At 71.6% G+C, this 23985-nt stretch carries 22 protein-coding genes; 9 read left to right on the forward strand and 13 right to left on the reverse strand.

Annotation, left to right across the window (positions count from 1 at the left end):
* The first annotated feature begins 105 nt into the window (after positions 1-105).
* Positions 106-1962 (forward strand): Hsp70 family protein, encoded by a 1857-nt coding sequence (locus BMY97_RS13490; protein WP_091617161.1) that lies wholly within the window; start codon positions 106-108, stop codon positions 1960-1962.
* Here the strand turns inward: BMY97_RS13490 and pcp are convergent.
* Both pcp and BMY97_RS13500 read right to left on the reverse strand, forming a co-directional pair.
* Positions 1959-2588: a pyroglutamyl-peptidase I gene (gene pcp / locus BMY97_RS13495; RefSeq protein WP_091617162.1), complete on the reverse strand. Its 630-nt coding sequence runs from the start codon at positions 2586-2588 to the stop codon at positions 1959-1961. The two genes, BMY97_RS13490 and pcp, sit on opposite strands and share 4 nt — an antisense overlap.
* Positions 2589-2659: 71 nt before the next feature.
* Positions 2660-4105: a M1 family metallopeptidase gene (locus tag BMY97_RS13500; RefSeq protein WP_091617163.1), complete on the reverse strand. Its 1446-nt coding sequence runs from the start codon at positions 4103-4105 to the stop codon at positions 2660-2662.
* Positions 4106-4273: 168 nt separating this feature from the next.
* On the opposite strand from BMY97_RS13500, the gene BMY97_RS13505 reads away from it, so the two are divergent.
* Positions 4274-7450, forward strand: a complete 3177-nt coding sequence (locus tag BMY97_RS13505) for an AfsR/SARP family transcriptional regulator (protein ID WP_091617164.1) — start codon at positions 4274-4276, stop codon at positions 7448-7450.
* Positions 7451-7531: 81 nt separating this feature from the next.
* Here BMY97_RS13505 and BMY97_RS13510 read toward each other — a convergent pair whose 3' ends face one another.
* On the reverse strand, positions 7532-8329 hold the full coding sequence (locus BMY97_RS13510) for an ABC transporter permease (RefSeq protein ID WP_091617165.1): 798 nt from the start codon (positions 8327-8329) through the stop codon (positions 7532-7534).
* Positions 8326-9303, reverse strand: coding sequence for an ATP-binding cassette domain-containing protein (locus tag BMY97_RS13515; protein ID WP_091617166.1), 978 nt, complete (start codon positions 9301-9303; stop codon positions 8326-8328). Before BMY97_RS13515 ends, BMY97_RS13510 begins: the two co-directional genes overlap by 4 nt.
* A gap of 152 nt (positions 9304-9455) precedes the next feature.
* On the opposite strand from BMY97_RS13515, the gene BMY97_RS13520 reads away from it, so the two are divergent.
* Together BMY97_RS13520 and BMY97_RS13525 are read left to right on the forward strand one after the other, a co-directional pair.
* Positions 9456-10421 carry an endonuclease/exonuclease/phosphatase family protein gene (locus BMY97_RS13520; RefSeq protein WP_091617167.1) on the forward strand — a complete coding sequence of 322 codons (966 nt, stop codon included), beginning with the start codon at positions 9456-9458 and terminating at the stop codon, positions 10419-10421.
* Positions 10418-10867: an acetyltransferase gene (locus BMY97_RS13525; RefSeq protein ID WP_091617168.1), complete on the forward strand. Its 450-nt coding sequence runs from the start codon at positions 10418-10420 to the stop codon at positions 10865-10867. Before BMY97_RS13520 ends, BMY97_RS13525 begins: the two co-directional genes overlap by 4 nt.
* Here the strand turns inward: BMY97_RS13525 and BMY97_RS13530 are convergent.
* A complete protein-coding gene (locus tag BMY97_RS13530) occupies positions 10854-11657 on the reverse strand; it encodes an SIR2 family NAD-dependent protein deacylase (RefSeq protein ID WP_091617169.1) in 804 nt (267 codons plus the stop codon). The two genes, BMY97_RS13525 and BMY97_RS13530, sit on opposite strands and share 14 nt — an antisense overlap.
* Entirely contained in the window at positions 11650-11958 is a 309-nt protein-coding gene (locus BMY97_RS13535) for an antibiotic biosynthesis monooxygenase family protein (protein ID WP_091617170.1), read from the reverse strand. Before BMY97_RS13535 ends, BMY97_RS13530 begins: the two co-directional genes overlap by 8 nt.
* A gap of 63 nt (positions 11959-12021) precedes the next feature.
* Here BMY97_RS13535 and BMY97_RS13540 point away from each other — a divergent pair, with 63 nt between their 5' ends.
* Positions 12022-13434, forward strand: a complete 1413-nt coding sequence (locus tag BMY97_RS13540; protein WP_425425267.1) for an AAA family ATPase — start codon at positions 12022-12024, stop codon at positions 13432-13434.
* Here BMY97_RS13540 and BMY97_RS13545 read toward each other — a convergent pair.
* A complete protein-coding gene (locus BMY97_RS13545) occupies positions 13410-14822 on the reverse strand; it encodes a M1 family metallopeptidase (protein ID WP_091617172.1) in 1413 nt (470 codons plus the stop codon). The genes BMY97_RS13540 and BMY97_RS13545 overlap by 25 nt on opposite strands.
* A 58-nt stretch (positions 14823-14880) precedes the next feature.
* Here BMY97_RS13545 and BMY97_RS13550 point away from each other — a divergent pair, with 58 nt between their 5' ends.
* Entirely contained in the window at positions 14881-15633 is a 753-nt protein-coding gene (locus tag BMY97_RS13550; RefSeq protein WP_177231326.1) for an alpha/beta fold hydrolase, read from the forward strand.
* Between the two features lie 55 nt (positions 15634-15688).
* On the opposite strand, the gene BMY97_RS13555 is transcribed toward BMY97_RS13550, so the two are convergent.
* From BMY97_RS13555 to BMY97_RS13570, 4 genes are all read right to left on the reverse strand, one after another.
* Positions 15689-16654, reverse strand: a complete 966-nt coding sequence (locus BMY97_RS13555; RefSeq protein WP_091617173.1) for a peptidoglycan recognition protein family protein — start codon at positions 16652-16654, stop codon at positions 15689-15691.
* 90 nt (positions 16655-16744) lie between these two features.
* Positions 16745-17620: an HhH-GPD family protein gene (locus tag BMY97_RS13560; RefSeq protein WP_091617493.1), complete on the reverse strand. Its 876-nt coding sequence runs from the start codon at positions 17618-17620 to the stop codon at positions 16745-16747.
* Between the two features lie 23 nt (positions 17621-17643).
* On the reverse strand, positions 17644-18135 hold the full coding sequence (locus tag BMY97_RS13565) for a beta-class carbonic anhydrase (protein ID WP_091617174.1): 492 nt from the start codon (positions 18133-18135) through the stop codon (positions 17644-17646).
* A gap of 124 nt (positions 18136-18259) precedes the next feature.
* Complete coding sequence (locus BMY97_RS13570; RefSeq protein ID WP_091617494.1) at positions 18260-19360, reverse strand: LacI family DNA-binding transcriptional regulator; 1101 nt, start codon at positions 19358-19360, stop codon at positions 18260-18262.
* A gap of 184 nt (positions 19361-19544) precedes the next feature.
* Here BMY97_RS13570 and BMY97_RS13575 point away from each other — a divergent pair, with 184 nt between their 5' ends.
* The 3 genes from BMY97_RS13575 to BMY97_RS13585 are packed head-to-tail and all read left to right on the forward strand — an operon-like array spanning position 19545 to position 22198.
* Positions 19545-20465 carry a metal ABC transporter solute-binding protein, Zn/Mn family gene (locus tag BMY97_RS13575; RefSeq protein WP_091617175.1) on the forward strand — a complete coding sequence of 307 codons (921 nt, stop codon included), beginning with the start codon at positions 19545-19547 and terminating at the stop codon, positions 20463-20465.
* Positions 20465-21301, forward strand: a complete 837-nt coding sequence (locus tag BMY97_RS13580) for a metal ABC transporter ATP-binding protein (protein ID WP_091617176.1) — start codon at positions 20465-20467, stop codon at positions 21299-21301. Before BMY97_RS13575 ends, BMY97_RS13580 begins: the two co-directional genes overlap by 1 nt.
* 3 nt (positions 21302-21304) lie before the next feature.
* On the forward strand, positions 21305-22198 hold the full coding sequence (locus tag BMY97_RS13585) for a metal ABC transporter permease (RefSeq protein WP_177231327.1): 894 nt from the start codon (positions 21305-21307) through the stop codon (positions 22196-22198).
* Between the two features lie 10 nt (positions 22199-22208).
* Here BMY97_RS13585 and BMY97_RS13590 read toward each other — a convergent pair whose 3' ends face one another.
* On the reverse strand, positions 22209-22586 hold the full coding sequence (locus BMY97_RS13590) for a hypothetical protein (RefSeq protein ID WP_143086196.1): 378 nt from the start codon (positions 22584-22586) through the stop codon (positions 22209-22211).
* Positions 22587-22646: 60 nt separating this feature from the next.
* A complete protein-coding gene (locus BMY97_RS13595; RefSeq protein ID WP_091617178.1) occupies positions 22647-23972 on the reverse strand; it encodes an alginate O-acetyltransferase AlgX-related protein in 1326 nt (441 codons plus the stop codon).
* Positions 23973-23985 lie beyond the last annotated feature (13 nt).

Raw genomic sequence — 23985 nt, forward strand, 5'->3', positions numbered from 1 at the left:
GTTCACCAGGAGGGCGGTTCCCCATCGGGGAGCCGCCCTCCTGGCTTGTCCGCGCAGGGTCGCCCGTTCGTGAGACGATGCCCGAGGCCTTCGGGAGGGGAGCGAGTGGACGTCCTGTCGATCGATTTCGGCACTTCCAGCACGGTCGGCGTGCTTTCGGCGTTCGGCCGCGGGCCTCGGGCGATCGAGGTCGACGGTTCCGTCACCATGTCGTCCGCGGTGTACGCCGGTGACGACGGGCTGCTGGTCGTCGGGCAGGACGCCGAGCGCCGAGCGCGGCTCGACCCCAGCCGGTTCGAGCCGAACCCCAAGCGCCGGATCGACGACGGCCGGCTGCTGCTGGGCGAGCGCACCTACGACGTCGCCGACGCGTTCGCCGCCGTGCTCCGGCGGATGGGCGAGGAGACCGAGCGCCAGCTTTCGCGTGGGCCGGGGCAGGTCCGCATTTCCCATCCCGCGGGCTGGGGTGCCGCCCGGCAGCAGACGCTGCGTGACGCCGCGACGCGGGCCGGGTTCACGAACGTCCACCTCGTGCCGGAGCCCGTCGCCGCGGCCGCCCATTACGCGACGTTGCGTACCCAGACCCCGCATAACGGCCCGCTCGCGGTGTACGACCTCGGCGCCGGGACGTTCGACTGCGCTGTGGTCGGCATCGGCACCCAGGGCTTCTCGGTGCTCGCCGAGGACGGCCTGCCCGACCTCGGCAGCCTCGACATCGACCAGGCGCTGCTGGTCCACGTTGGACGGTCGGTCTCGCACGCCGACCCCGCGCAGTGGCAGCAGCTGCTGCGCCCGGAGAACACCGGCGACCGGCGCCGTCGCCGCGCGCTGCTGCAGGATGTCCGCGACGCCAAGGAAAGCCTCTCGCGCCACCAGCAGACCGAGGTGCCGATGCCCGACCCGTTCGGCGATGTGCTCGTCACGCGCGCCGAGCTGGAAGCGCTGGTGCGGCCGAGCCTGCTGCGCAGCGCGGAGCTGCTGGCCGCCACGATCCGCCGCGCCGGCCTGGCGCCCGGGCAGCTCGGCGGCGTGTACCTGGTCGGCGGGCCGAGCCGGATGCCGCTGCTGGCCGGGCTGCTCGGCTCGACCCTCGGCGTCGTCCCGACCACTCAGGACCAGCCGGAGACCGCGGTCGCGTTCGGGCTGCACCACGTGCCACTCGGCGACGGCGGACCGAGCCTCACCGTGCCCGCCTTCGCCCCGGTCCGCCCGCCCGCGGCCCGGCCGGATCAGGCCTGGCCGTCGCCGCGGCAGAGCCAGCCGGTGGCCGCCTATCCGGCGCCGCACCAGAGTCAGCCGGTCGCCGTGCAGCAGAGCCAACCTGTTGCGCCGCAAGCGTTTCAGCCGCCTTCCCAGCAGTCGCCGGTGCAGTTGTGGCAGCCGCCGAAGAAGAGCGCCAAGAAGCCGATTCTGATCGGGGCCGGGGCGCTGGTGCTCGTCGCGATCGTCGCGGTGGTGCTGGTGCTGACGCTCGGCGCCGGCTCCGGCACTCCGGCCGTGGCGAGTGGCTGCGAGCAGACCGGCGCCCCGGACAGCCTGGGGTTCACGCCGTGCGTCCGCCCGCTCGCGGGCACCGTCGCCAGCCGGTCGTCGTGCGCCCCCGCGGAAGTGCTCGCCCGCACGGTCTCCGCGCAGAACGCCGTGACCTGCGAGTTCGGCTCCGGGACCGGGGCGGGCAAATCCGTGACGTACTACCAGGGCCTCAGCCTCGACGTGCTCGAAGCCGGCGCGCAGACGCAGATGGGCGGCGGCAGCAAGATCGTCCGCGGCACCTGGTCGGGCGGCGGGATGCAGGGCCGGTACGTCGCGGGCATCGGCCAGCTCGCCGGCCTGCTGATCTTCGAAGCCGACGGCCGGCCCGCGTGCGGGATGCTGGTGAGCGTCGACGCCGCCAAGGCCAAGGAAACCCCCGAGGACCTGGTCCGGTTCTTCACCGAACAGCTCAAGCCGGGTGTCGCCTAGTTCAGTGTCCCGGCGGACACCGTGAGGTCCTCACGCACGGACAGGACCGTGTCGACCACCGCGTTCAGCGCCGCCGCCGACTGCTCGACCGGCAGGCTCGGCCCGCCGTCGGGCACCTGGTCCGGTGACGAGGGCACGTGCACGAAACCGCCGCGCAGGCCGGGGAAGTCCGTGGCCAGCAGGTGCATCAGGCCGTAGAAGACCTGGTTGCACACGTACGTCCCGGCGGTGTGCGAAACCGAGCCGGGCAGGTTCGCCGCGCGGATCGCCGCCACCGCGGCCTTCACCGGCAGCGACGTGAAGTACGCCGCCGGGCCGCCCTCGACCACGGGCACGTCCACCGGCTGCGCGCCGGCGTTGTCCGGGATGCGCGCGTCGACGAGGTTGATCGCGACGCGCTCCGGCGTCACGTCCGCGCGGCCGCCGGCCTGACCGACACAGACGACGACGTCGGGCCGGTGCCGTTCGATCGCGGCCCGGAGCGCGGGCAGCGACGCGTCGAAGGCGCACGGCAGCTCCACGGCCACCACCTCCTCGCGCCGCGCGGCCACCAGGGAGACCGCCTCCCAGGACGGGTTGGTCGCCGAACCGCCGAACGGCTCGAACCCGGTCAGCAGCACCGTCATCCGTGTTTCTCCCTCCGAACGCCGTGAAGGCCTCCCCACCAGAGTAGGGAGGCCTTCACGAACCGGCGGGGTCAGGCGGTGGGCTTGAGGCCACCCGGGTAGAGGTACTGGTCGGCGGGCTTGCCGCTGCCGTAGATCCACGCGTCGAAGAACCCCTGCAGGTTCTTGTGCGACACCGACTCCGCGTAGTGCTGGAACTCCTGCATGCTCGCGTTTCCGTTGTGGTGCAAGCTGTTCCAGGTCTTCAGCACCCGGTCGAACGCGGCCTGCCCCATGTACTTGGACAGCGCGTGCAGCGCGAGCGGGCCCTTCGAGTACACGTAGGTGAACTCGTTGCCGGGGCCCATGTCGTACAGCTTGCCGTTCCAGAACGCGGTGCTCGCCGTCTTGACCTGGTCGAGGTACTGGGCGTCGAGGTCGACCCCGTCCTTGGCCTGCGACCACAGCCACTCCGCGTACGAGGCGAAGCACTCGTTGAGGCAGACGTCCTTCCAGTGGTCCACGGCCACGGTGTCGCCGTACCACTGGTGCGCGTTCTCGTGGACGATCGTGTCGACGTTGCCCGCGCGGCCCGAGTAGATGGGGCGGCTCAGCGTCTCCAGCGAGAACCCGATGGGCTCGGCCAGGAAGATGCCGCCCGCCGCGTCGACCGGGTACTTGCCGAACTTCGACTCCAGGAAGTCGAGGATCTCCGGCAGCTTCGCCTCGGCCTGCTTGGTGGAATCGGGCGTGCCGGGCGCGAAGGCGCTGACGATCGGCGTGCCGTCCTGGCGCTTCTGCCGGTCGAACGTCCACTTGTCGATGGCGACGGTGGTCATGTACGGCGCCACGGGCGTCGACTCGGCCCACATGTGGGTGGTGCCGTTCGCCGTCTTGTGCGAGCCGACCTCACGGCCGTTCGCGATCACACCCCACTCGTCGGGGACGGTGATGGCGAGGTGGAAGGTCGCCTTGTCGCGCGGGGTGTCGTTGACCGGGTACCAGGTGGTGGCCGACTTCGGCTCGCCCGCGGCGAACGCGCCGCCGGACTTGCCGAACTGCCAGCCGTTGGCGCCCAGCGACGGGTCCTGGATCGGCGCCGGCACCCCGTGGTAGGCGATCACGGTCCGGAACTGCTGGCCGCGGAACAGCGGCCGGGACGGCTTGATCACCAGCTCGTGGTCGCCGGTGCGGCTGAACTCCGCGGTGCGCCCGTCGACCTTGACCGAGTCGACGGTGAGGCCCCTCAGGTCGAGGTCGAACGAGCTGAGCGACTGCGTGGCCCGGGCGGAGACGGTCTGCAGGCCGGTCAGCTGGTGGGTGTCCGGCGCGTAGCCGACCTTGAGGTCGTAGTCGGCGACGTCGTAGCCGCCGTTGCCGTCCTGCGGGTAGTAGCTGTCGCCGGCGCCGTCGGACCCGGGCGTCGGCGCGCCCCAGCCGTCCTGGCCCGCCGAGGCGACCCCGCTGGTCAGGCTGAGCGCGGCCAGCGTGGCCGCGGCCATCACGGCCGGACGACGCCAGCGGTGCTGCAAAGTCATGGACGCTCCTGTCTGCACATCTGCTGCGTGGAACCCGGCTGCAACTTATCTCCCGGCCCGGCCCACACTCAGCTGGTTCGGGCTTTTTGTCGTAAAAGTCCACACTTCCGTCGGTTCCCGCCCGGCCGTTCGTGCTCCGTCCGGGCGACGGTCTGGAAAGCTGGTGTCATGCGCCTGGCGCTGCTGGGGCCGCTGCGCGCGGCCGGTGAAGACGGCACCCCGATCGACATCGGCGGGGCCCGCCTTCGCATGCTCCTGGCCCGGCTCGCCCTGGACGCCGGCCGGGCCGTTTCCGCGGAGGCGCTGATCGACGGCCTGTGGGGCGACGAGCCGCCTTCGGACGCCGCGAACGCGCTGCAATCGCTGGTCTCGCGGCTACGCCGGGCGTTGCGGCCGGCCGGCGCCGAGCTGGAGTCCGGCTCCGGCGGTTACCGGCTGGCGCTCGAAGCGCGGGCTGTCGACGTACACCGCTTCGAACGCCTGGCGACCGAAGGGCGGCGCGAGCTTTCCGCGGGCCACGACACCCGCGCGGCCGAGCTGCTGCGTGAAGCCCTCGGCCTGTGGCACGGCGACGCGTTGGCCGACGTCCTCGACGCGCCCTTCGCGCCCGCGCCCGCGACGCGGCTGGAGGAGTTGCGTACAGAGGTCACCGAGGACCGGTTCGAGGCCGAACTGCGCCTGGGCGGCCATGCCGACGTGCTCGCCGACCTGACCACGGCGGCGGAGGCGCATCCGTTGCGTGAGCGTCTGGCCGGCCTGCGGATCCGGGCGCTGTGCGCGGCCGGGCGGCAGGCCGACGCGCTCGCCGTCTACGCCACCCTGCGGGCGACGCTCGCCGACGAGCTGGGCGTCGACCCGTCGGCGGAGCTGCAGGAGGTGCACCTCCAGGCGTTGCGCGGTGAGTTCGCCCCGGCTGCCCCGGTCGCGGACCGGCTGCCGGTGCGGCTGACCAGCTTCGTCGGCCGTGACGACGAGCTCAAGCTGCTGGCCGAGCTGCTGGCCGGATCCCGGCTGGTGACGCTGGTCGGGCCGGGCGGCGCGGGCAAGACGCGGCTGGCGACCGAGGCGGCCTCGCGGCATCCCGCGCACGGCCGCGGCCGCGTCTGGTTCGTGCCGCTGGCCGGCGTCCGCGACTCCCACGACGTGCTGGGCGCGTTGCTCACCGCGCTCGAGGTCCGCGACATCCGCGCCGGCGAGGCCGAGGTGCTGCGGCGGCCGGTCGACCTGCTCGACCATGCCGTGGAGGCGCTGACCGGCGGGGATTCGTTGCTGGTGCTGGACAATTGCGAGCACGTGGTGGACGTCGCCGCGCAGCTGGCCGACGATCTGCTGCGCCGCGTGCCCGGGCTGCGCATCCTCGCCACCAGCCGGGAGCCGCTCGCGATCACCGGGGAGGCGCTGTGCCCGCTCGGTTCGCTGGAGGTGCCGGCGGAATCGGCGTCGCCGGGCGAAGTCGGGGTGCTGGACTCGGCGCGGCTGTTCCTGGACCGCGCCGTCGCCGTCCGGCCGGATTTCACCCTGAACGAGTCCACAGTGGACGCCGTGATCCAGATCTGCCGCCGCCTCGACGGGATGCCGCTCGCGCTGGAGCTGGCCGCGGCGCGGCTGCGGTCCATGCCCGTGGCCCGGATCGCCGAGCGCCTCGACGACCGGTTCCGCCTGCTCACTTCGGGCAGCCGCACCGCGTTGCCGCGCCAGCGGACCCTGCGCGCGGTCGTCGAGTGGAGCTGGGACCTGCTCACCGACGCCGAGGTGACGCTCGCCCGGCGGCTCGCGGTGTTCGCGGCGACGTTCGACGAGACCGCCGTCGAGCAGGTCTGCGCCGACGACAAGCTGCCCGCCGGCGAGATCGGCTACGTGCTGGGCTCGCTCCTCGAGAAGTCCATTGTGGACACGATTGACGTCGGCGGCGAGCAGCGGTACCGGATGCTCGAAACGCTGCGGGTCTACGCGACCGAGCGGCTCGTCGACGCGGGGGAACGGGAGGCGCTCCAAGCCTCGATGGTGCGGTACTACCTCGCACTGGCCGAGCGCCTCGACCCGATGCTGCGCTCGGCCGCCCAGCTCGAGGCGATCGACGTCTACGAGCGGGAGAACGACAACCTGACCGGTGCGCTGCGTGCCGCGATCGAGATGTCCGACGCCGATTCGTCCGGCCGCCTGCTCTTCGGTTTGGTCTGGTACCTCACGATTCTCGGCCAGAGCGAGCGGGCGCGGGCCTACTCGGACGAGGTGCTGGCCTTCGGCGACCGGTTGCCCGCGGACACCGCGGCGGGGCTGCGGCTGATCCGGATGATGATGCGGGCGGTGATGGGGCCGGAGCAGCTGGAGGGTGCCGAGGACCTGATCGAGGACTGCGTCCGCACCGGCGCGGTGGACCGGAACCCGTGGTTGTGCGTCGCGCTGCCGATGGTCGCTTTCCTCAGTGGACACCGGGAGCTGGCCCGCCGGGAGATCGAGCGGGCGCTGAACACCTCGGACGACTGGGGCCGGGCCGCGGGCCGCTGGGCGGAGAGCTTCCTGCTCAGCGACCTCGGCGAGCTGGAGGCGGCGGAACAGGCCCGCGAGGAGGCGCACGCGGGGTTCGCTGCGGTCGGGGACCGGTGGGGGCTGGCCATGACGCTGAGCTTCCGCGCGAACAGCCTTTCGGAGCGCGGCGATCGTGAAGGGGCCATCGCGGCCTACACCGAGGGGCTGCGGCTGGCACTGGAACTGCGCTCCGACGACGACGCGGTGCAGCAGTGGTGGCGGCTGGCCATCGAGCGGTCCCGCGCCGGGGACCACGCCGGGGCCTGGCGGGAGCTGGAGGCCGCCGAGCGTTACGCGGCGGGGAATCGTCAGCTGCTGATGCTCCTGTCGTTCGGCCGGGCCGAGATCCTGCTGCGCGAGAAGCGGCTGCCCGAGGCCTGGGCCATGACGCGCGAGATCGAGGCCATGGCCGGGACCTGGCCGTTCCCCAGTGAGTTCGAGGCGGAGTGGCTGGGGCTCTACAGCGCGGCGATCCACCTGACCGAACACCACCCGGACCTCGCGGAGCCCGGTGCGGTGGCGGTGATCCGGTCGGTCGTCCGGCGATCGGACATGCCGGACCTGGCCCGGGTGGTGGAGCTGCTCGCGCAGATCCGCTTCCAGCAGGGCCGGGGCGAGGTCGCCGCCCGGCTGCTCGGCTTGTCGGCGGCGGTCCGCGGGCGGTTCGACCTCGGCAACCCCGAGGTGGTCACCCTGATCGGCGAGCTGGAGGCGGCGCTGGGGCCGCGGTACGCCGAGATCGTCGCGGAGATCCGGGCGCTGCGGCGCGAGGACGGGATCGCCTGGCTGATGTCCGAAGTGGACACTGACGCCTGAGCCGCGGACGGCGGCGGGCGGTCTTCCCGGCACCCCCGCGCCAGGAAGACCGCCCGCTCCGGCACCCCCGTGCCGCCCCCTTCACACCCGCCGGCGGTAGGCCCAGGTGGCCAGCGGGAAGAAGACCAGGATCAGGCCGACCATCCAGGCCAGCGCGCCGCCGAGCGGGCCGGCGACCGCCCCGCCGTTCATCAGTCCGCGCAAGGCGTTGGCCATCAGGCTCACCGGGCTGATGTCCGCCCAGGCGGCCAGCCAGCCGGGCATCGTGGCGGTGGAGACGAACACGTTGCTGCCGAAGGTCAGCGGCATGACGAACACGAACATCAGGCCCTGCGCGGCACCCGGGGTCTTCATCAGCATCCCGACGAACACCGAGGCCCAGCAGAAGGACAGGCCGAACGCCACCACCAGCAGGATCGCGACGACGAACTGGCCGGGGTCGGTGCCAAGCCGGTAGCCCATGATCGTCGCGACGATCATCAGCACGGCCAGGCAGACCAGGTACCGCACGATGTCCGCCAGCACCGCCCCGATCAGCGGCGCCGACCGCGCGATCGGCATGCTGCGGAAGCGGTCGAACACGCCCTTGTTCACGTCGGTGTTCAGCTGGACGCCGACGCTCAGGCTGGCCTGCAGGATGTTCATCACGATCACGCCCGGCACCAGCGTCTGCAGGTAGTTCGTGATCGAGCCGCCGAGGGCGTTGCCGAACAGGTAGGTGAAGATGAGCAGGAAGATGATCGGCATCAGCGTGACGTCGGCCAGCTGCTCCGGGTTCTTGCGGATCTTCAGGATTCCGCGCCACGCCAGGGAAAGCGCGTGCTGCGCCCCCTTCGCCGGGCTGATGTGCCGCGGCGGCTCCAGTGCCAGGGTCGTCACGACGGGGTCCTTTCCAGTGAACGGTCCGAAGCGGGCTCTTCGGCGGTGTGGCCGGTCAGCGCCAGGAACACCTCGTCGAGGCTCGGCAGGCGCAGGGCCAGCTCGTCGGAGGTGATGCCGGCCTCGTCGAGCTTGCGGACGAGCGTGGACAGCAGCACCGGGTCGGACACCGGGGCGGTGAGCAGGCCGGTGTCGTCGTCGCGCGTCGGGCGCACGCCGGTGAGGTTGGCCAGGATGCGGAAGACCGCGTCCAGGTCGGCCATGGAAGTGGGCCGGACCTGCAGGGTCTGGCCGCCGGTGCGGCGCTTCAGCTCGTCCGCGCGGCCGTCGGCGACCACGCGCCCGCGGTCGATCACGGTGATCTTGTCGGCCAGCTGGTCGGCCTCTTCGAGGTACTGCGTGGTGAGCAGCACGGTCGCGCCCTCGGCGACGAGGTTGCGCACCACCGCCCAGACTTCGTTGCGGGCGTGGGGATCGAGCCCGGTGGTCGGCTCGTCGAGGTAGAGCACCTCGGGCCTGCCGACCAGGCTCGCCGCCAGGTCGATCCGGCGCCGCATGCCGCCGGAGTAGGTGCGGACCGGGCGTTTCGCCGCGTCGGACAGCTCGAACCGCTCCAGCAGCTCCTTCGCCCGGGCCCTCGCGTCGGCCCTCGAATAGTCGAGCAGCCGGCCGATCAGCATCAGGTTCTCGGTGCCGTTCAGGTCCTCGTCCACCGACGCGTACTGCCCGGTGAGCCCGATCAGGCCGCGGACGCGGACCGGGTCCTTGACCACGTCGTAACCCCCGACCGTGGCGTGCCCGGAATCCGGCTTGAGCAGTGTCGCGAGGATGCGCACCGCCGTCGTCTTGCCCGCGCCGTTCGGCCCGAGCACCCCCACCACCTTGCCGAACGGGACCTCCAGGTCCACCCCGTCCAGCGCCTTCGTCTCCCCGAAATGCTTGACCAGGCCCTCGGCCCGGATCGCATGCGACATTCTTGGTGCCTCCTCCTGCTGTCGCTTGAGTACCACTGTGGGCGGGGGCGCTGTCAGCACGCGCACAGCGCGCTGTCAGCCGCTGTGAAGGTCTGGTGGAGGAACGGTGCGGTCCCCACCCGTGGCGAACGGGGGTCGGCATACTCAAGGCCATGGTGATCGACAACGAGGTGCGCGTGCGCCGGCCGCGAAACCGGCTGGTCACGGGCCTGCTGCTGCTCGCCGGGGTGCCGTTTGCGCTGCTCACGGCCCTGCGCACGGTCGGCTACGACGGCGGCTGGTACACGCTGGCGCTGCTGTCCCTCACGCCGTACGCGGTGGTCTACGGCCTGCTGCTCGGCGGGCTGGCGCTCGCGCTGCGCCGCTGGTGGACGGGCGGGATCGCGCTCGCGATGGCCGTCCTGCTGGCGGTTTTCGTCACCCCGCGGGTGCTGGCCGACGACCAGCCCGCCGTCACCGGTCAGACGCTGCGCGTGATGTCGTCGAACCTCTACCTCGGCCGCGCCGACCCGCAAGCGATCGTGAACCTGGTCCGGGACAACCACATCGACGTGCTCAACCTGCTCGAGCTGACGCCGGCCGCGGTCGCCGGGCTGACGCAGGCGGGCCTGTTCGCACTGTTGCCGAATCGCGTGCTGCACCCGGCTTCCGGCGCGAACGGCTCCGGCATCGTCTCGCGGTTCCCGCTCACCGAGGAGAACTACACGGGCGATTCCGCCGCGAAGCAGCCCGGCGCGCTGGCCGACCTCGGCGGGGGCACGACGGTGGAGCTGGTCGCGGTGCACCCGCTGTCCCCGGACAGCGGCGCGGACCAGTGGGAGGCCGAGATCAAGGACCTCTCGCGCGCCGCCGGCGAGCACGGCCTGCGGATCCTGGCCGGCGACTTCAACGCGACGCTCGACCACGCCGCGTTGCAGACCGTCCTGACCCGCGGCTACCAGGACGCGGCCGATCAGCGCGGCGACGGCCTGCTGCCCACCTGGCCCGCCGGCCGGGTCCCGCTGGTGACCCTGGACCACGTGCTGGTCGACAAGCGCGCGGCCGTGCAGGACTACCGCGTGCTGGACGTGCCGGGCACCGACCACCGCGCGGTGTACGCGCAGGTGCGGCTGCCGTGAGCGTCGAGCTGAGGTCCGCTCGAGGACCGGCGGAATTCCCGAGGCTGCTGGAGATCTGGCGCAGCGCCGTCGAGGCCACGCACGACTTCCTGACGCCCGAAGACGTCGAGTACTACGCGGCGCTGATCCCGGGTTACCTGCCGGAAGTGGAGCTGACCGTGGCCGTGGTGGACGGGCAGGCGGTCGGCTTCTCCGGCACCGGCGGCGGCGAGCTGCACATGCTCTTCGTGCACAACGACTTCCGCGGGCGCGGCGTCGGCACGGCACTGTTGCGTGCGGCGCTGGCGCGCTACCCGGCGTTGACCCTGGACGTCAACGAGCAGAACCCGCAGGCAGCCGGTTTCTGTGCGCGGCAAGGGTTTGTGGTCGCGGGCCGGTCTGAAACCGACGGTGAAGGCCGCCCGTTCCCGTTGCTGCACCTCAAGCGGCCGCTCACCCGAGACTGAGCAACGTCTCCAGCGCCCCGGCCGCGATCGAGACGCCGCGGCCGTGCCGGACTTCGGGCTCACGCGGGTTGATCCGGACCAGCGCGCCGTTCGCGGCACTGGCCAGCTCGGCGTACCGGCGGACGGTGGGCACGGCCTGCCCGGCGCCCAGCTCGACCACCACGAGGTCCCGGTGCTCCCGCCGCCACGCGGTCAGCTCGTCGAGCTGCTCCTCGCTGCGGTGCGGCACCCAGGAGAAGTCGCCGAACATCAGGATGTTGGGCCGGGCCAGGCCGCCGCAGCGTGGGCAGGACGGGAGCGGCGGCCGGGCGCGCATGGTCGCCTCGTCGATGTCGATGTCCACATCGGATGCCGGCCAGATCTCATCCGCGCAGCCGTCGACGCACTGGAGGTGGTGGATCGAGCCGTGCGCCTCGGCGACGCGCGGGAAGCCGGCCGCCTGGAACTGGCCGTCCACATTGGACGTGAACACGCGCGCGCCGCCGGGTTTCGCTTCGCCCCACGCGCGCAGCAGCTCGAATCCGCGATGCGGCACGGTCCGGCGGTACAGCGCGAGCCGGTGCCCGTAGAAGCCCCACGCCAGCTCGGGGTCGTCGGCGAAGTGCCGCGGGTCGGCCAGCTCTTCGAAGCGCAGGCCGAGCTGGGCGTACGGCGGGTAAGCCCGCCAGAACCCCTCGCCACCGCGGAAATCGGGCAGCCCGGAGTCCACGCCCATGCCGGCACCGGCGCAGACCAGCAACGCGCCGGCGCCGTGGATCAGCTCGGCCGCGCGGGTGAGTTCCTCACTCACCCGGCTTGGACGCCTGGACCACCTCGAACTCCAGCAGGTTCGCGCCGGAGGAAACCGGCTTCGCCCGCTCGCCCGCGTGGGCCTCGCGCGCCGGTCCGGCCGCCCAGGCCTGGTAAGCCTCTTCCGTCTCCCACTTCGTGTAGACGAAGTAGCGCGTCTCGCCGGAGATCGGGCGGAGGAGCTCGAAGCCGAGGAAGCCCTCCTGGTTGTCGACGGCGTGCAGCCGCGCGGCGAAGCGCTTCTCCAGCTCGGGGCCGGCGCCTTCGGGGACCTCGATTGCGTTGATCTTGACCACTGCCATGCCCCCAGCCTACTGACCCTCCCCGACAGTCGGCCCGGCCTGAGGGGTCCGATCCGTGTCACCATGGGAGGCATGGGGGAAGAACACGAGCTCGCCCGCGACTTTCAGCGCCTCGTCAAAGCCGCCGCCGATTCGGTCGCGGGAGGCCAGTCCAACGAGCTGATCGACCGGGTCACCGGGCACCTCGGCGTGCCGCTGGCGCAGGCGCTGGTCGTCACGCGCGTCTTCGAGGACTGGGAGCACGCGAACATCCAGGCCGGCGTCGACGCGTACCTCGCCGAGCACGGCACGGTCACCGACTGGTTCGGCATCGCCGGCGGGCAGCGTGGCCACGAGGACCTGGTGGGCATGCTGGTCGCCGGGCGGAACCACGGGCTGTACGAGCTGGGCGCGGTCGACTACCGCACGGCGGCGGTCGGGCCCGAGGCGGCGGCGGACGTGGTGCAGCTCGGCCTGGTGGGCACCGTCGCGCCGGACGGCGCCCGGGTGCTGATCGGCGTCCGCGGCGCGAATCCCCAGTACGGCCAGATGCAGTGCCGGCTGGAGGTGCTCTCGGGCAGTCGCGCGGCGGCCACCGCGGCGCGCGACCGCATCGAGCAGCTGATGGTCGAGCACGACGTGCTGCGCGGCCAGGTGCTGGCGTTCGGCGTCAGCGAGCACCGTGGCAACGAGCTGCTCACCTTCCTGCCCCGCCCAGCGCTGGACGAGGGTGAGGTGGTGCTGCCCGAGGGCGTGCTGGACGCCGTCGAGCGGCACACCATCGGCATCGCCGAGCAGGGCGCACGGCTGCTCGCCGCCGGCCAGCACCTCAAGCGCGGCCTGCTGCTGCACGGGCCGCCCGGCACCGGGAAGACCCACACCGTCCGGTATCTGATGGGGCGGCTGCCCGGCAGCACGGTGGTGGTCCTGACCGGCACGGCGATGCGTTTCGTCGCCAAGGCGGCCACTCTCGCGCGCCGGCTCCAGCCGAGCGTGGTCGTGGTCGAGGACGTCGACCTGATCGCCGAGGACCGCAGCCACCACTCGGGCGGCGGCCCGCTGCTGTTCAGCCTGCTCGACGCGATGGACGGCGTGGGCGGCGACGCCGACGTCACGTTCCTGCTCACCACCAACCGCGCGAGCCAGCTGGAGAAGGCGCTGGCCGACCGGCCGGGCCGGGTGGACCTGGCCGTCGAGATCCCGCTCCCCGACGCCGCCGGCCGCGCCGCGCTGCTGCAGCTGTACTCCCGCGGGTTGAACGTGACCGCCGACCTGGCGCCGATCGTCGAGGCCACCGCGGGCGTCACGGCTTCGTTCGTGAAGGAATTGCTGCGCCGCGCGGCTCTGCGCGCCATCACCGTCCGGCCGGACGACCCGCAGGTCACGGTCGTCGACGCCGACCTGACGGAGGCGCTGGCCGAGATGAAGGACGCTCGTGGCGCGCTGACCCGCTCGCTGCTCGGCAGCTCCGATCAGGAACGCAGGGAGCCGGGGTAGAGGTCGGCGTCGTCCGGCCGTTTCGCGCCGCGGAACCAGTCGTCGACGAACGCGGTCAGGTTCTGCCCGCTGACCTTCGACACCAGCTGCTCGAACTGGTCCCACGTCGCGTTGCCGTGGCGGTGCTCGGCGGGCCACTCGTGCAGCAGCCGGTCGAACGCCGTCTCGCCCATCCGCCGCCGCAGCGCGTGCATGGCGAGGATGCCCTTGTCGTACACGCCTTCGAACTCGTGGCCGGCCCCCATCCCGGTGAGCTTCTGGCTCCAGAAGTCCGTGCTGTCGTGGGTGATTTCGACGGCCGCGCGGTAACGGTCGTCCAGGTTCTGGCCCTCGCGCTCGGCCCAGAGCCACTGCGCGTACGACGCGAAGCACTCGTTCAAGCAGATGTCCGACCAGGAATCCAGCGAAACCGAATCGCCGAACCACTGGTGCGCGTTCTCGTGCACCAGGGTGAGCAGCTCGGCCCACTTCGCGTACGTCGGACGCGTCTGCGTCTCCAGCGAGAAGTGGATGTCCTCGTCGAGGTAGATCCCGCCGGCGGCGCTCTGCGGGTACGGGCCGAACTTGCCGGCCAGGAAGGCCAGCACGTCGGGCAGCTGGCTCCCGGTGCCTTCGCGGGCCTCGGCGCCCGGCGCGTACGCGGACACCACGGGCGTCCCGTCCGGCAGCGTCGAACGCTCCACGGTGAACTTGTCGATCGCGATGGTGGTGAGGTAGCTGGCGATCGGGTTCGGCTCGGTCCACGTGCTGGTCGTCTTCCCGGCCGTCGTCGAGCTGCCCTGCTCACGGCCGTTGGAGATCACCGTCCAGCCCGCCGGCACGTGCGCGGTAAGGGTGAAGGTCGCCTTGTCACGCGGGGTTTCGTTGACCGGGAACCAGAACGCCGCCGAGTGCGGCTCGCCCACCATGTACGCGCCGCCGTCCGCCGAGCGGCTCCAGCCGTTCTCGCTGGCGCCCTCGTGCGCGGTCTTCGACGGGTCCCCGCCGTAACGGACCCGGGTGTGGAACGTCGTTCCCGCGCGCAGCGGCGAAGGCGGCGTGACCACCAGCTTGAGGGCCTTGTCACGGCTGAACTTCGCCGGGCCGCCGTCGATCTCGACCGACTGCACGTCGAGGCCGCGCAGGTCGAGGTCGAAGCGGCTGAGGTCCTGGGTGGCCTTCGCCGTCACCGTGGTGTCGCCGTCGAGGCGCCCGCTCGCCGGGTCGTAACCGACGCCGACGTGGTAATCGAGCGCGTCGTAACCGCCGTTGCCGTCGCCGGGGTAGTACGGATCGCCCGCGCCGGCGGCGCCCGCCGTGGGATGCATCGGCGGCGGATCGTCCGTACTGCACGCGGAAAGCGCGAGCACGCCGACGAGGGCGATGGCGACGAGGCGGCGGCTGCGCATCGTTCCACCCTAAGCGGTGCGATGTGATTGGCTGGCTGGCAAACGGGCGGGAGACACGATGCGACCAGGGCTGATCCACTTCGGCGGCGACTCCGGCACGGGCGTGTCGGTGGTCTTGCTGCACGGGCTGATGGGCCGAGCCCGGACGTGGTGGCGGGTCGCGCAGTGGCTCAAGCCGTACGGCGAGGTGTACGGCCTCGACGCGCGGGGCCACGGCCGCGCGCCGCGCACCGGGCCGTGGACCACGGAGCAGTTCGCCGCCGACGTCGCCGAGGTGCTGCGCGAGATCGGCCCGAGCGTGCTGATCGGGCACTCCATGGGCGGGCTGCACGCGTGGGCGACGGCGGCGGCGCACCCGGACCTGGTGCGCGCCGTGGTCAGCGAGGATTTCGCGCCCGACCAGCGCGGCCGCACCGTGGAGACCTGGCGGGGCTACTTCGAAAGCTGGCCGTCGGCGTTCGAATCGCTCGCCCACGTCCGCGAGTTCTTCGGCCCGGCGGGCGACTACTTCACCGAGTGCGTCGAGGAGCGCGACGACGGGTACCACCTGCTCGCCGACCTGCCGGACCTCTACGAGATCGCCGCCGAGTGGGGCCGCCGCGACTACTGGTCCATTGTGGACGGAATCCGGTGCCCGCTGCTGGTCGTGGAGGGCGAGGACACGGCCATGCCGGCCGGCCAGCAGGCCGCGGTCGCCGAGCGGGTGCCGGGCGCGCGGCACTTCGTCGTCCCCGGCTCGGCGCACCTGCCGCACGCCGAGGCGCCGGAGACCTACCGCGGGGCCGTCGAGGCGTTCCTGGCCGGGCTTTAGGGCCTGGCCCGGTCGGCCACGTGTACCGCCCTCGCTGGCACACGTGACCGCCGGATCAGCGTGACGAGGCCAGCTCGGCCCGCCACGCCGCTGTCGAGCGGCCGGACGGCACGATCAGCGGCCAGACGTCCGAGCCGAGGAAACCCGATTCGTCGGCCGCTTTCGCCGCCGTGCAGCTGTCCCGGGAGAGGCCGTGCGCGGCGGCCAGCGCGGTCACGGCGTCCTTTGTGGACCGGCCGAACACCCCGTCGGCCGGCACGCCGAACCCGGCGGCGCGCAGGAACGTCTGCGCGGTACGCACGTTCGGTCCGGTATCGCCGGGTTTGAGCAGGGGCCACTCCGGCGCGTCCGCACGCGAGACGGCCACGCCCAGCACGCCGCCGACCGCCGTCCGCAGCTCCGGGAGCCGGTTGTAGAGCACCTGGCCGCAGCACTCGGTGGAGTTGAAGTCGCGGTGGCCCTTGATGAAATCGGGGGTGATGCCGTACTGGTCGGCGATGTAGGCGATCAGCTTGACCAGCGAGTTCCACAGCGCCACCGGCACGTCGACGCTGGTGTACAGGCCCTCGTTCTCGATGCCGAGGCACTCGCTGTTGTGGTCGGCGACGTTCGCGCCCTGCACGTGCTGCGTGCCGCCGCGCAGGATCTCCAGGCTGCGGTGCCTGCCCTCGGTGACGTACCCGCCGCGGCTGTTCGTGAACTGCTGGCCGGTGTCGATCCAGCCGCGGGTGTCCATGTGGAAGTTCTGGATGTCGCGGGAGATCTGCAGCGCGTGGGCCAGCGAGTAGTCGGTGTTGTTGCCCGGGTCGACGGTGTGGTGCACGACGATGTAGGTCGGCTTGTGGTTCTCCACCACGATCGCGCCGGACGCGGGCCGCGCGTTCCACTCCGACGTCGGGTGGATGTCCGGCACGGCCTGGTCACTGGCGCTCGCGGTGCGCGCGGCGGCCAGCCCCAGCGCGCCGGCCGCGGTGATCGTGAGCCCGCCCCGGAGAACGGCGCGGCGAGTCGGTTCCCCCATTGCGAAATCCCTCCGCCGGAACTGCGTCGGGGGGAAACTAACCCGGAGGCAAGATCATGACAACTTCTTACCGACTTTCGTCGTAACGCGTTAGTGTTCCCCGGGCAGCGCGAACAGCCCGCCGGACGTCTGTTCCAGCAGCCCGTCGACCAGCAACGAGTCGAGGCACCGGTCGCGCTGCCCGGCCTCGTGCCAGACGAGGTCGAGGCGGCCCTTGTCCACCGGGCCTTCGCTGCCGCGCAGCACGTCGAGCAGCAGACCGCGCACCTGCCGGTCGGTGCCCGCGAACTTCTGCACAGGCTTGGCCGGCCCGGCGTACGCGGGTTTGCCGGCGCGCTGCCACGCGCAATCCTCGTAGATCGGGCAGTCGGCGCAGCGCGGCGAACGCGCGGTGCAGATCAGCGCGCCCAGCTCCATCAGCGCGGCCGACATCTTCGCCGCGGGCGCGTCCTCCGCCGGCAGCAGCACCTCGACGTCGGCCATGTCGCGGGTGTTGGACGCCGGACCCGCGTCGCCGGCGCCGTGCACGGCTCGCGCGACCACACGTCGCACATTGGTGTCCACCACCGGCGCGCGCTTGCCGTACGCGAAGGCCACCACCGCCCGTGCGGTGTAGGCGCCGATGCCCGGCAACGCGAGCAGAGTGTCCACATCGGACGGCACGACGTCGCCGTGCTCGGCCGCGACCACCGTGGCCGCCGCGTGCAGCCGCAGCGCGCGACGCGGGTAGCCGAGCTTGCCCCACGCGCGCACCACCTCGCCGGTGGTCTCCGCGGCCAGCGCCGAGGGCACCGGCCAGCGCGCCATCCACTCCAGCCAGATCGGCTGGACCCGCGCGACCGGCGTCTGCTGGAGCATGATCTCGCTGACCAGCACACCCCACGCCGTGCAGTCCGGCTCCCGCCACGGCAGGTCCCGCCCTTGTTCGGCGAACCAGTCGAGCAGCACATCCGCGTCCACAGTCACCCGGACAGTGAAGCCGATGCGGTTCACTCCACCTCGGTCAGGCTCCCGGTCTTCACGTCGTAGACGAAACCGCGCACGTTGTCGGTGTGGGCCAGGAAGTCGCTGCGCCGCACCCGCTCGATCGACACCCGCACGCTGTCCTCGACCTTGCGGAACGCCTCGACCGACCAGGTCGGGCGCAGCCCGGTGGCCTGCTCCAGCTCGTCCTTGAAGTCGTCCTCGGTGACCATCGAGAGGCCGCAGTTGGTGTGCTGGACGATCAGCACCTCGCGGGTGCCGAGCTTGCGCTGGGAAAGCGCCAGCGAGCGGATCATGTCGTCGGTGACCACGCCGCCGCCGTTGCGCAGCACGTGGGCCTCGCCTTGGATCAGGCCGAAGATCTCGAACACCCGCACCCGGGCGTCCATGCAGGTCAGGATGGCGACCTGCAACGAGGGCTTGGGCGAGGAGCGGTCGCCGGGCACGACGTTGCCGAGTTCCTCGTTACGCTTGAGCAAGATGTCGATGGAGGTCATGGTCACCTTCCGGCCACACTTCCCCGACTACGCGGGCGGTCCCTCCCATGGAACCCGGCCGCGGCCCCGGACACAATGCGATAGGTGCGAAGTCACGGTGAATCAGGGGGCCGGGAGGGCGGTCTCAGCCGCCGAACCAGGGCTCCTCGACCGTGCGCGGCGGCGCCGAAGTACGGCCGATCCGCAGCTCGGTGGGCAGGGTGATCACCTTCGGGCCGACCCGCTCGGCCGAGCCGAGCAGCAGCCGTCCGGCCACCTTGCCCTTCTCCAGCACCGGCTGGTGGACGGTGGTGAGGCCGGAGCGCTCGGCCTCGGAGATGCCGTCGAAGCCGGTGACGGTGAGGTCCAGCGGCACGCGCAGGCCGCGTCGCTCGGCCTCGGCCAGCGCGCCGAGCGCGAGGATGTCGGAGGTGCAGATCAGGGCCGTGACCTGCGGGTACGCGTCGAGCAGCTGGCGGGCGCCGGACGCGCCGTCGTCCACCGTGTGGTCGAAGCGCTCGACCACCGGCACGCTCGCCCAGTCGACCCCGGCCTCGGAGAACTCCGCGGCCAGCGCCTCCAGCCGGGTGCGCTGCACGTGGAAGTGGGCGCTGCTCTGGCGCTGCGGGTTGACGAAGTCGTCGTTGCGCTCGCGGCCGAGGCGCATGCAGAGGACCCCGACCTGGCGGTGGCCGAGTGAGACGAGGTGCGAGGCGAGCTTGGTGACGGCGGCGGCGTCGTCCGGGCCGACGCGGTCCACACCCTCGACGCGGGGCTGGTCGATGATCACCGTGGGCACGGGCCGCTCCAGCACCGCGGCCAGATGCGGGTCGTCGTCCGGCACGGAGTAAACGACAAAACCGTCGACCCCGGCGCGGTGCACGGCCGCGACGTCCTCGCGGCCGGGGCTCGCCGGCACCAGGTGCAGGCCGACCCCGGCGTCCTCGCAGGCGAGGGCGAGGCCTTCCAGCACGCCGACGGCGGCCGGGTCGCGGAACGCGTAGGAGAGGTTCTCGGTCAGCAGCAGCCCGACGGCGCCCGCTTTGCGCGTGCGCAGCGATCGGGCCACCGGGTCGGGACCGGGATAACCGAGCCGTCGCGCGGTCTCGAGGACCCGGCGGCGTAGTTCCGGGGACAGCTGGTCCGGCCGGTTGTAAGCATTGGAAACGGTGGTCCTGGACACCCCGAGTTCCGCCGCGAGCGACGCCAGTGTCGCCTGCCTCCGGGTGCGAATAGGACGTCCCATCAGCAAACCGTAACGGTTCAGATCGTTTTCCAGAAGCGACACCCCTGTGGTGAGGGTCTCGATCCGCACAGTGACGAGACCGGGCTCCGGCACCCGGTCGAGCAGCGTTGTCATCCGGATGGGGTAAAGTGAATCTGACAACGGTTTCCATTAGCTGTTCGGCCCCGACCCAGGAGAGTTCTCGATGAGTTCCCGCCGCACCAGGAGCGTGCTCGCCGCCGCTTCGGCTCTGACCGTGTTCGCGCTCGGCGCGTGCTCCAGCACCGGCACTTCGGACGGCTCGGGCTCCGGGTCCGGTTCGGGCTCGGGCGACCAGATCAAGGCCGTCGCCGCCACCGACGTGTGGGGCAGCGTGGTTTCGGCCGTCGGGGGCGACAAGGTGCAGGTCAAATCGATCATCCACGATCCGTCGGCCGACCCGCACTCGTACGAGTCGACGGCGGACGACGCGCTCGCCGCGCAGACCGCCCAGCTCACGCTCGCCAACGGCGGCGGCTACGACGACTTCTTCGGCAAGCTGACCGCGCAGGCGAGCGGCGCCAAGAAGCTCGTCGCCTACGACATCGCCGCGACCGGCGACGAGAACGAGCACATCTGGTACGACCTGCCCGGCGTCGAGAAGGTGGCCGACCAGGTCGCGAACGCCCTCGGCGAGATCCAGCCCGCGTCGAAGCAGCTGTTCCAGGACAACGCCAAGGCGTTCAACGGCCAGGTCGAGGGCCTGCTGAAGAAGGCCGTCGACCTGGGCGCGGCGCACCCGGGCACGAAGGTCGTGGTCACCGAGCCGGTGGCGCACTACCTGCTGGAGAGCGCCAAGATCACCGACTCGACGCCGAAGGCCTTCTCGGACGCGGTGGAGAACGACACCGACGTGCCCGCCGCCGCCGTCAGCCAGTTCACCCAGCTGATCAAGGGCAAGCAGGTGAAGGCGCTGGTCAACAACGTCCAGACGGTCACCCCGCTGACCCAGCAGGTCGTCGGCGAGGCGAAGTCCTCCGGGGTCGCCGTGGTCGATGTGGCCGAGACGCTGCCGGCGAGTGTCACGGGCTACATTGACTGGATGACCAAGGAAGTGGACTCGCTGTCCGGGGCGCTGAACAGCTGATGTCCGCCGCGCTTTCGCCGGTCCGCCCCGCGGTCCGCGTCCGCGGGGCCGGGCTGGCGTTCGGCCGCCGCACCCTGTGGTCCGGCCTGGACCTCGACGTCGAGCCGGGCGAGTTCCTGGCCATCCTCGGGCCCAACGGCTCCGGCAAGAGCAGCCTGCTGAAGGCGTTGCTCGGCATGCAGGGGCTCTCGTCGGGCAGCGTCGAGATCGCCGGCGGCCGCCCGGGCGGCGCCAACCGCAAGGTCGGCTACATCCCGCAGCAGCGCGCGATCGACGACGCGCTGACGCTGCGTGGAGTCGACCTCGTCGGTCTCGGCCTCGACGGGCACCGCTGGGGACCGGGTTTGTTCGGTCACGGGGCCAGGCGGCGCCGGGTCGCCGAAGCGATCGAGGCCGTCGGCGCCACGGCGTACGCGAGGCAGCCCGTCGGCCGGCTTTCCGGCGGCGAGCAGCAACGGCTTCGGGTGGCGCAGGCGCTGGTCGGCGACCCGTCCGTGCTGCTGTGCGACGAGCCGTTGCTCTCGCTCGACCTGGCGCACCAGCGCGCGGTGAGCGAGCTGATCGACCGCCGTCGCCGTGAAGCGGACACCGCCGTGTTGTTCGTGACGCACGAGATCAACCCGGTGCTGTCGTTCGTCGACCGCGTGCTCTACCTGGTGAACGGGCAGTTCCGCATCGGCAAGCCCGACGAGGTGATGAACACCGAGGCGCTGTCCGAGCTGTACGGGACGCGGATCGAGGTGCTGCGCGTCGGCGGGCAGATCCACATCGCCGGTGCGCAGAGCGCGTTGTGCGAGGAAGAACCGCACCACCACGAACAGGAAGTTGCAGGCTGAGTTGTGGACGGCATGTTCGACTTCGCCAAGACCTGGCAGCTGATCACCGCACTGCCCAGCGTGCAGACCGCGCTCATCGCGGCCGCCGTGCTCGGCCTGGTCGCGGGGATCCTCGGCCCGCTGATCGTGATGCGCCGGATGTCCTTCGCCGTGCACGGCACTTCGGAGCTGGCGTTCACCGGCGCGGCGGGCGCCCTGCTGATCGGCGTCGGCGTGGAGTACGGCGCGCTGGCCGGCGCCGTGGCCGCGGCCCTGCTGCTCGGCATCCTCGGCACCCGTGACGCCGACCGCGACTCCGTGATCGGCGTGATCCTGTCCTTCGGCCTCGGCATGGGCGTGCTGCTGCTGTCGTTCTACAAAGGACGGTCGGCCAACAAGTTCGGCATCCTGACCGGCCAGATCATCACCGTGGACAGCACGAACCTCACCGCGCTGGTCATCTCGGCGGCGGCCGTGCTGCTGGTGCTCGCGTGCGTCTACCGGCCGCTGCTGTTCGCGAGTGTGGACCGCAACGTCGCCGTCGCGCGCGGCGTGCCGGTGAAGACGTTGACGGTGGTGTTCGCCCTGCTCGTGGGGGTTTCGACCGCGCTGAGCGTGCAGATCGTCGGCTCGCTGCTGGTGGTCGCCCTGATGGTGACCCCGGCCGCGGCCGCCGCCCGCGTCACGGCCAGCCCCCTGCGCGCCACGGTGCTGTCCGTCGTCTTCGCGGAAGTCGCCGCACTGGGCGGGATCATCCTTTCGCTGGCCCCCGGCAAGCCGGTGAGCGCCTTCGTCACGGCGATCTCGTTCCTGATCTACCTGGTCTGCCGCGTGATCGCCTGGGCCCGCGACCGCCGCACCGGCGTCCGCTCCAGCCCGGCCGACACCGTCGAAACGGCGCCGGTGCCGGTCGGCTGAGTGGAGCCGGTCAGTACCCCTGCACCCACGCGGTGCAGACGACTTCCTGGTTGTACGTGATGGGGTTCTGGAACCACGCGCAGGCGCGGTAGCGCAGCCCGCCCTGCCTGGGCGTGAACTGGGTGTAGCCCTGCCCGACGGCGAGGTGGTTGGCCTGGTTGCTGTCGATCCACACGTCCTGCGGGGAGCTCTTGGCCGCCTTGACGATCCCGGCCGGGTAGGCGGTGACGCTGACGAACCCGCCGTTGGCGTCGGTTCGGCAGTTCCGGTAGTCGCCGTGGTCGATGCAGCCCTGCAGGGCCGAGGCGGCCGGCGCGGTGAGGGCGGCTCCGCCGAGGAAGGCACCGGCGATGACCAGCGTGGACGCGATGATGTTCGGCTTCTTCATGAAAACGATCATGACATCCCGATGATCTTCGCGTAGGCGTTTTACCCGGATTGGGTGCCCTCAGCGCACGGGATGCGCGGCCAGCGCCGTCTTGACCGCCGAGATGAACCCGTCGTCGGTGAACGGGACCAGCCCGCCCGCGACGTTGCGCTCCACCGCCTCCAGCACGACCACCTGCGAGTTCACGAACTGGTCCACCGCACCGGCCTGGGTGGTCTTGTCGGTGGAGTAGGCGAGGTAGGTCAGGTTCGTGAACGCCGCGTCGAGGTACCGCGAGGACGCCAGGCTGAACGAGTCGCCGTAGACCAGCGTCGGCTTGTTCACGGTGCCGTCGAGCGGGCCGGACTTGCGCTGCACCGGCTGGTCGATGCTGCCGATGAACCCCGTCGCGCGATCGTTGACGCCGTCCGGGAGCAGGCTGTACTGCGTGTTCGTCTTCACGCCCGACTTGCCGAGCAGCAGCGGCAGATCGGCGACGGCGTCGTACTGGCCGTCCGGGGCGGACATCCACGAACTCGTGCTGCCGGGCTGCACGGCCTCCGCCAGCGCCCGGGTCAGGACGAGACCGCCCTCGTCACGCCAGTGCGTGTCGTTCGGCGCGTAGATCGGGTGGCCGACGTGTGCCGCGGACGCCGCCAGCGCCGGGCGCAGGTCCAGCGAGCGGCCGACGGTGGTCATCTTGTACCAGTCGTTCGGCGCCGCGGCCTGCGAGCACTCCTTGCCCGGGTAACTGCCGGGCAGGAACTGCGGCACCATCGTCGACTTGTCCGGCGTCACCGCGAAGACGAACTTCCGCCCCGACGCCTCCACCGCGTCCCGCAGCTCGTTGACCTTCTTCAGCGTGGTGTCGATGTCCTGCGTCGGCGTGCACTTGGCCTCGGCGTCGTAGCCGTAGTACAGCCAGCCGTCCAGGCCCTGCACCACCTTGCGGTAGCCGGCCTGGTTGCTGCCGGGCACGCTCGGCGCCGTCGGGCCCGTGTTCGGCGCGCCGGGCTGCTGCAGCGGCGGCGCGGGGATCGGGCCCGCGTTGGCGGCCGGGCCCTGGTCGAGCGGCGCGTCCTCGCCGAAGAGCGAGCGGCTGATCCCGTCGGCGGCCGCGATCGCGCCCGCCCGGAACGACAGCTGGTCGGTGGCCCAGGTCGGCAGGTCGGTGAAGAAGTTGAACCCGCCGGCCAGGCTCGGGAAGCTCGCGAGCTTGTGGTTTTCGATCTCGCCGGGCCGCACTCCGAACACCCACAGCAGCGTCGGCGTGGTGAAGAACAACAGCGCCGCGACCAGCGCCGTCATCTGCCGCTTGCCGTGCCGCGGCCGGTGGAGCGCGTGCTCGCGAGGCAGGTAGGCCTCGTGGACGGCGGGCAGCTGTTGCTGGTGGTGTTCGGGCGGCACGCGTTCACGGTAG

Source organism: Amycolatopsis saalfeldensis, assembly GCF_900110575.1.
Taxonomy (GTDB): domain Bacteria; phylum Actinomycetota; class Actinomycetes; order Mycobacteriales; family Pseudonocardiaceae; genus Amycolatopsis; species Amycolatopsis saalfeldensis.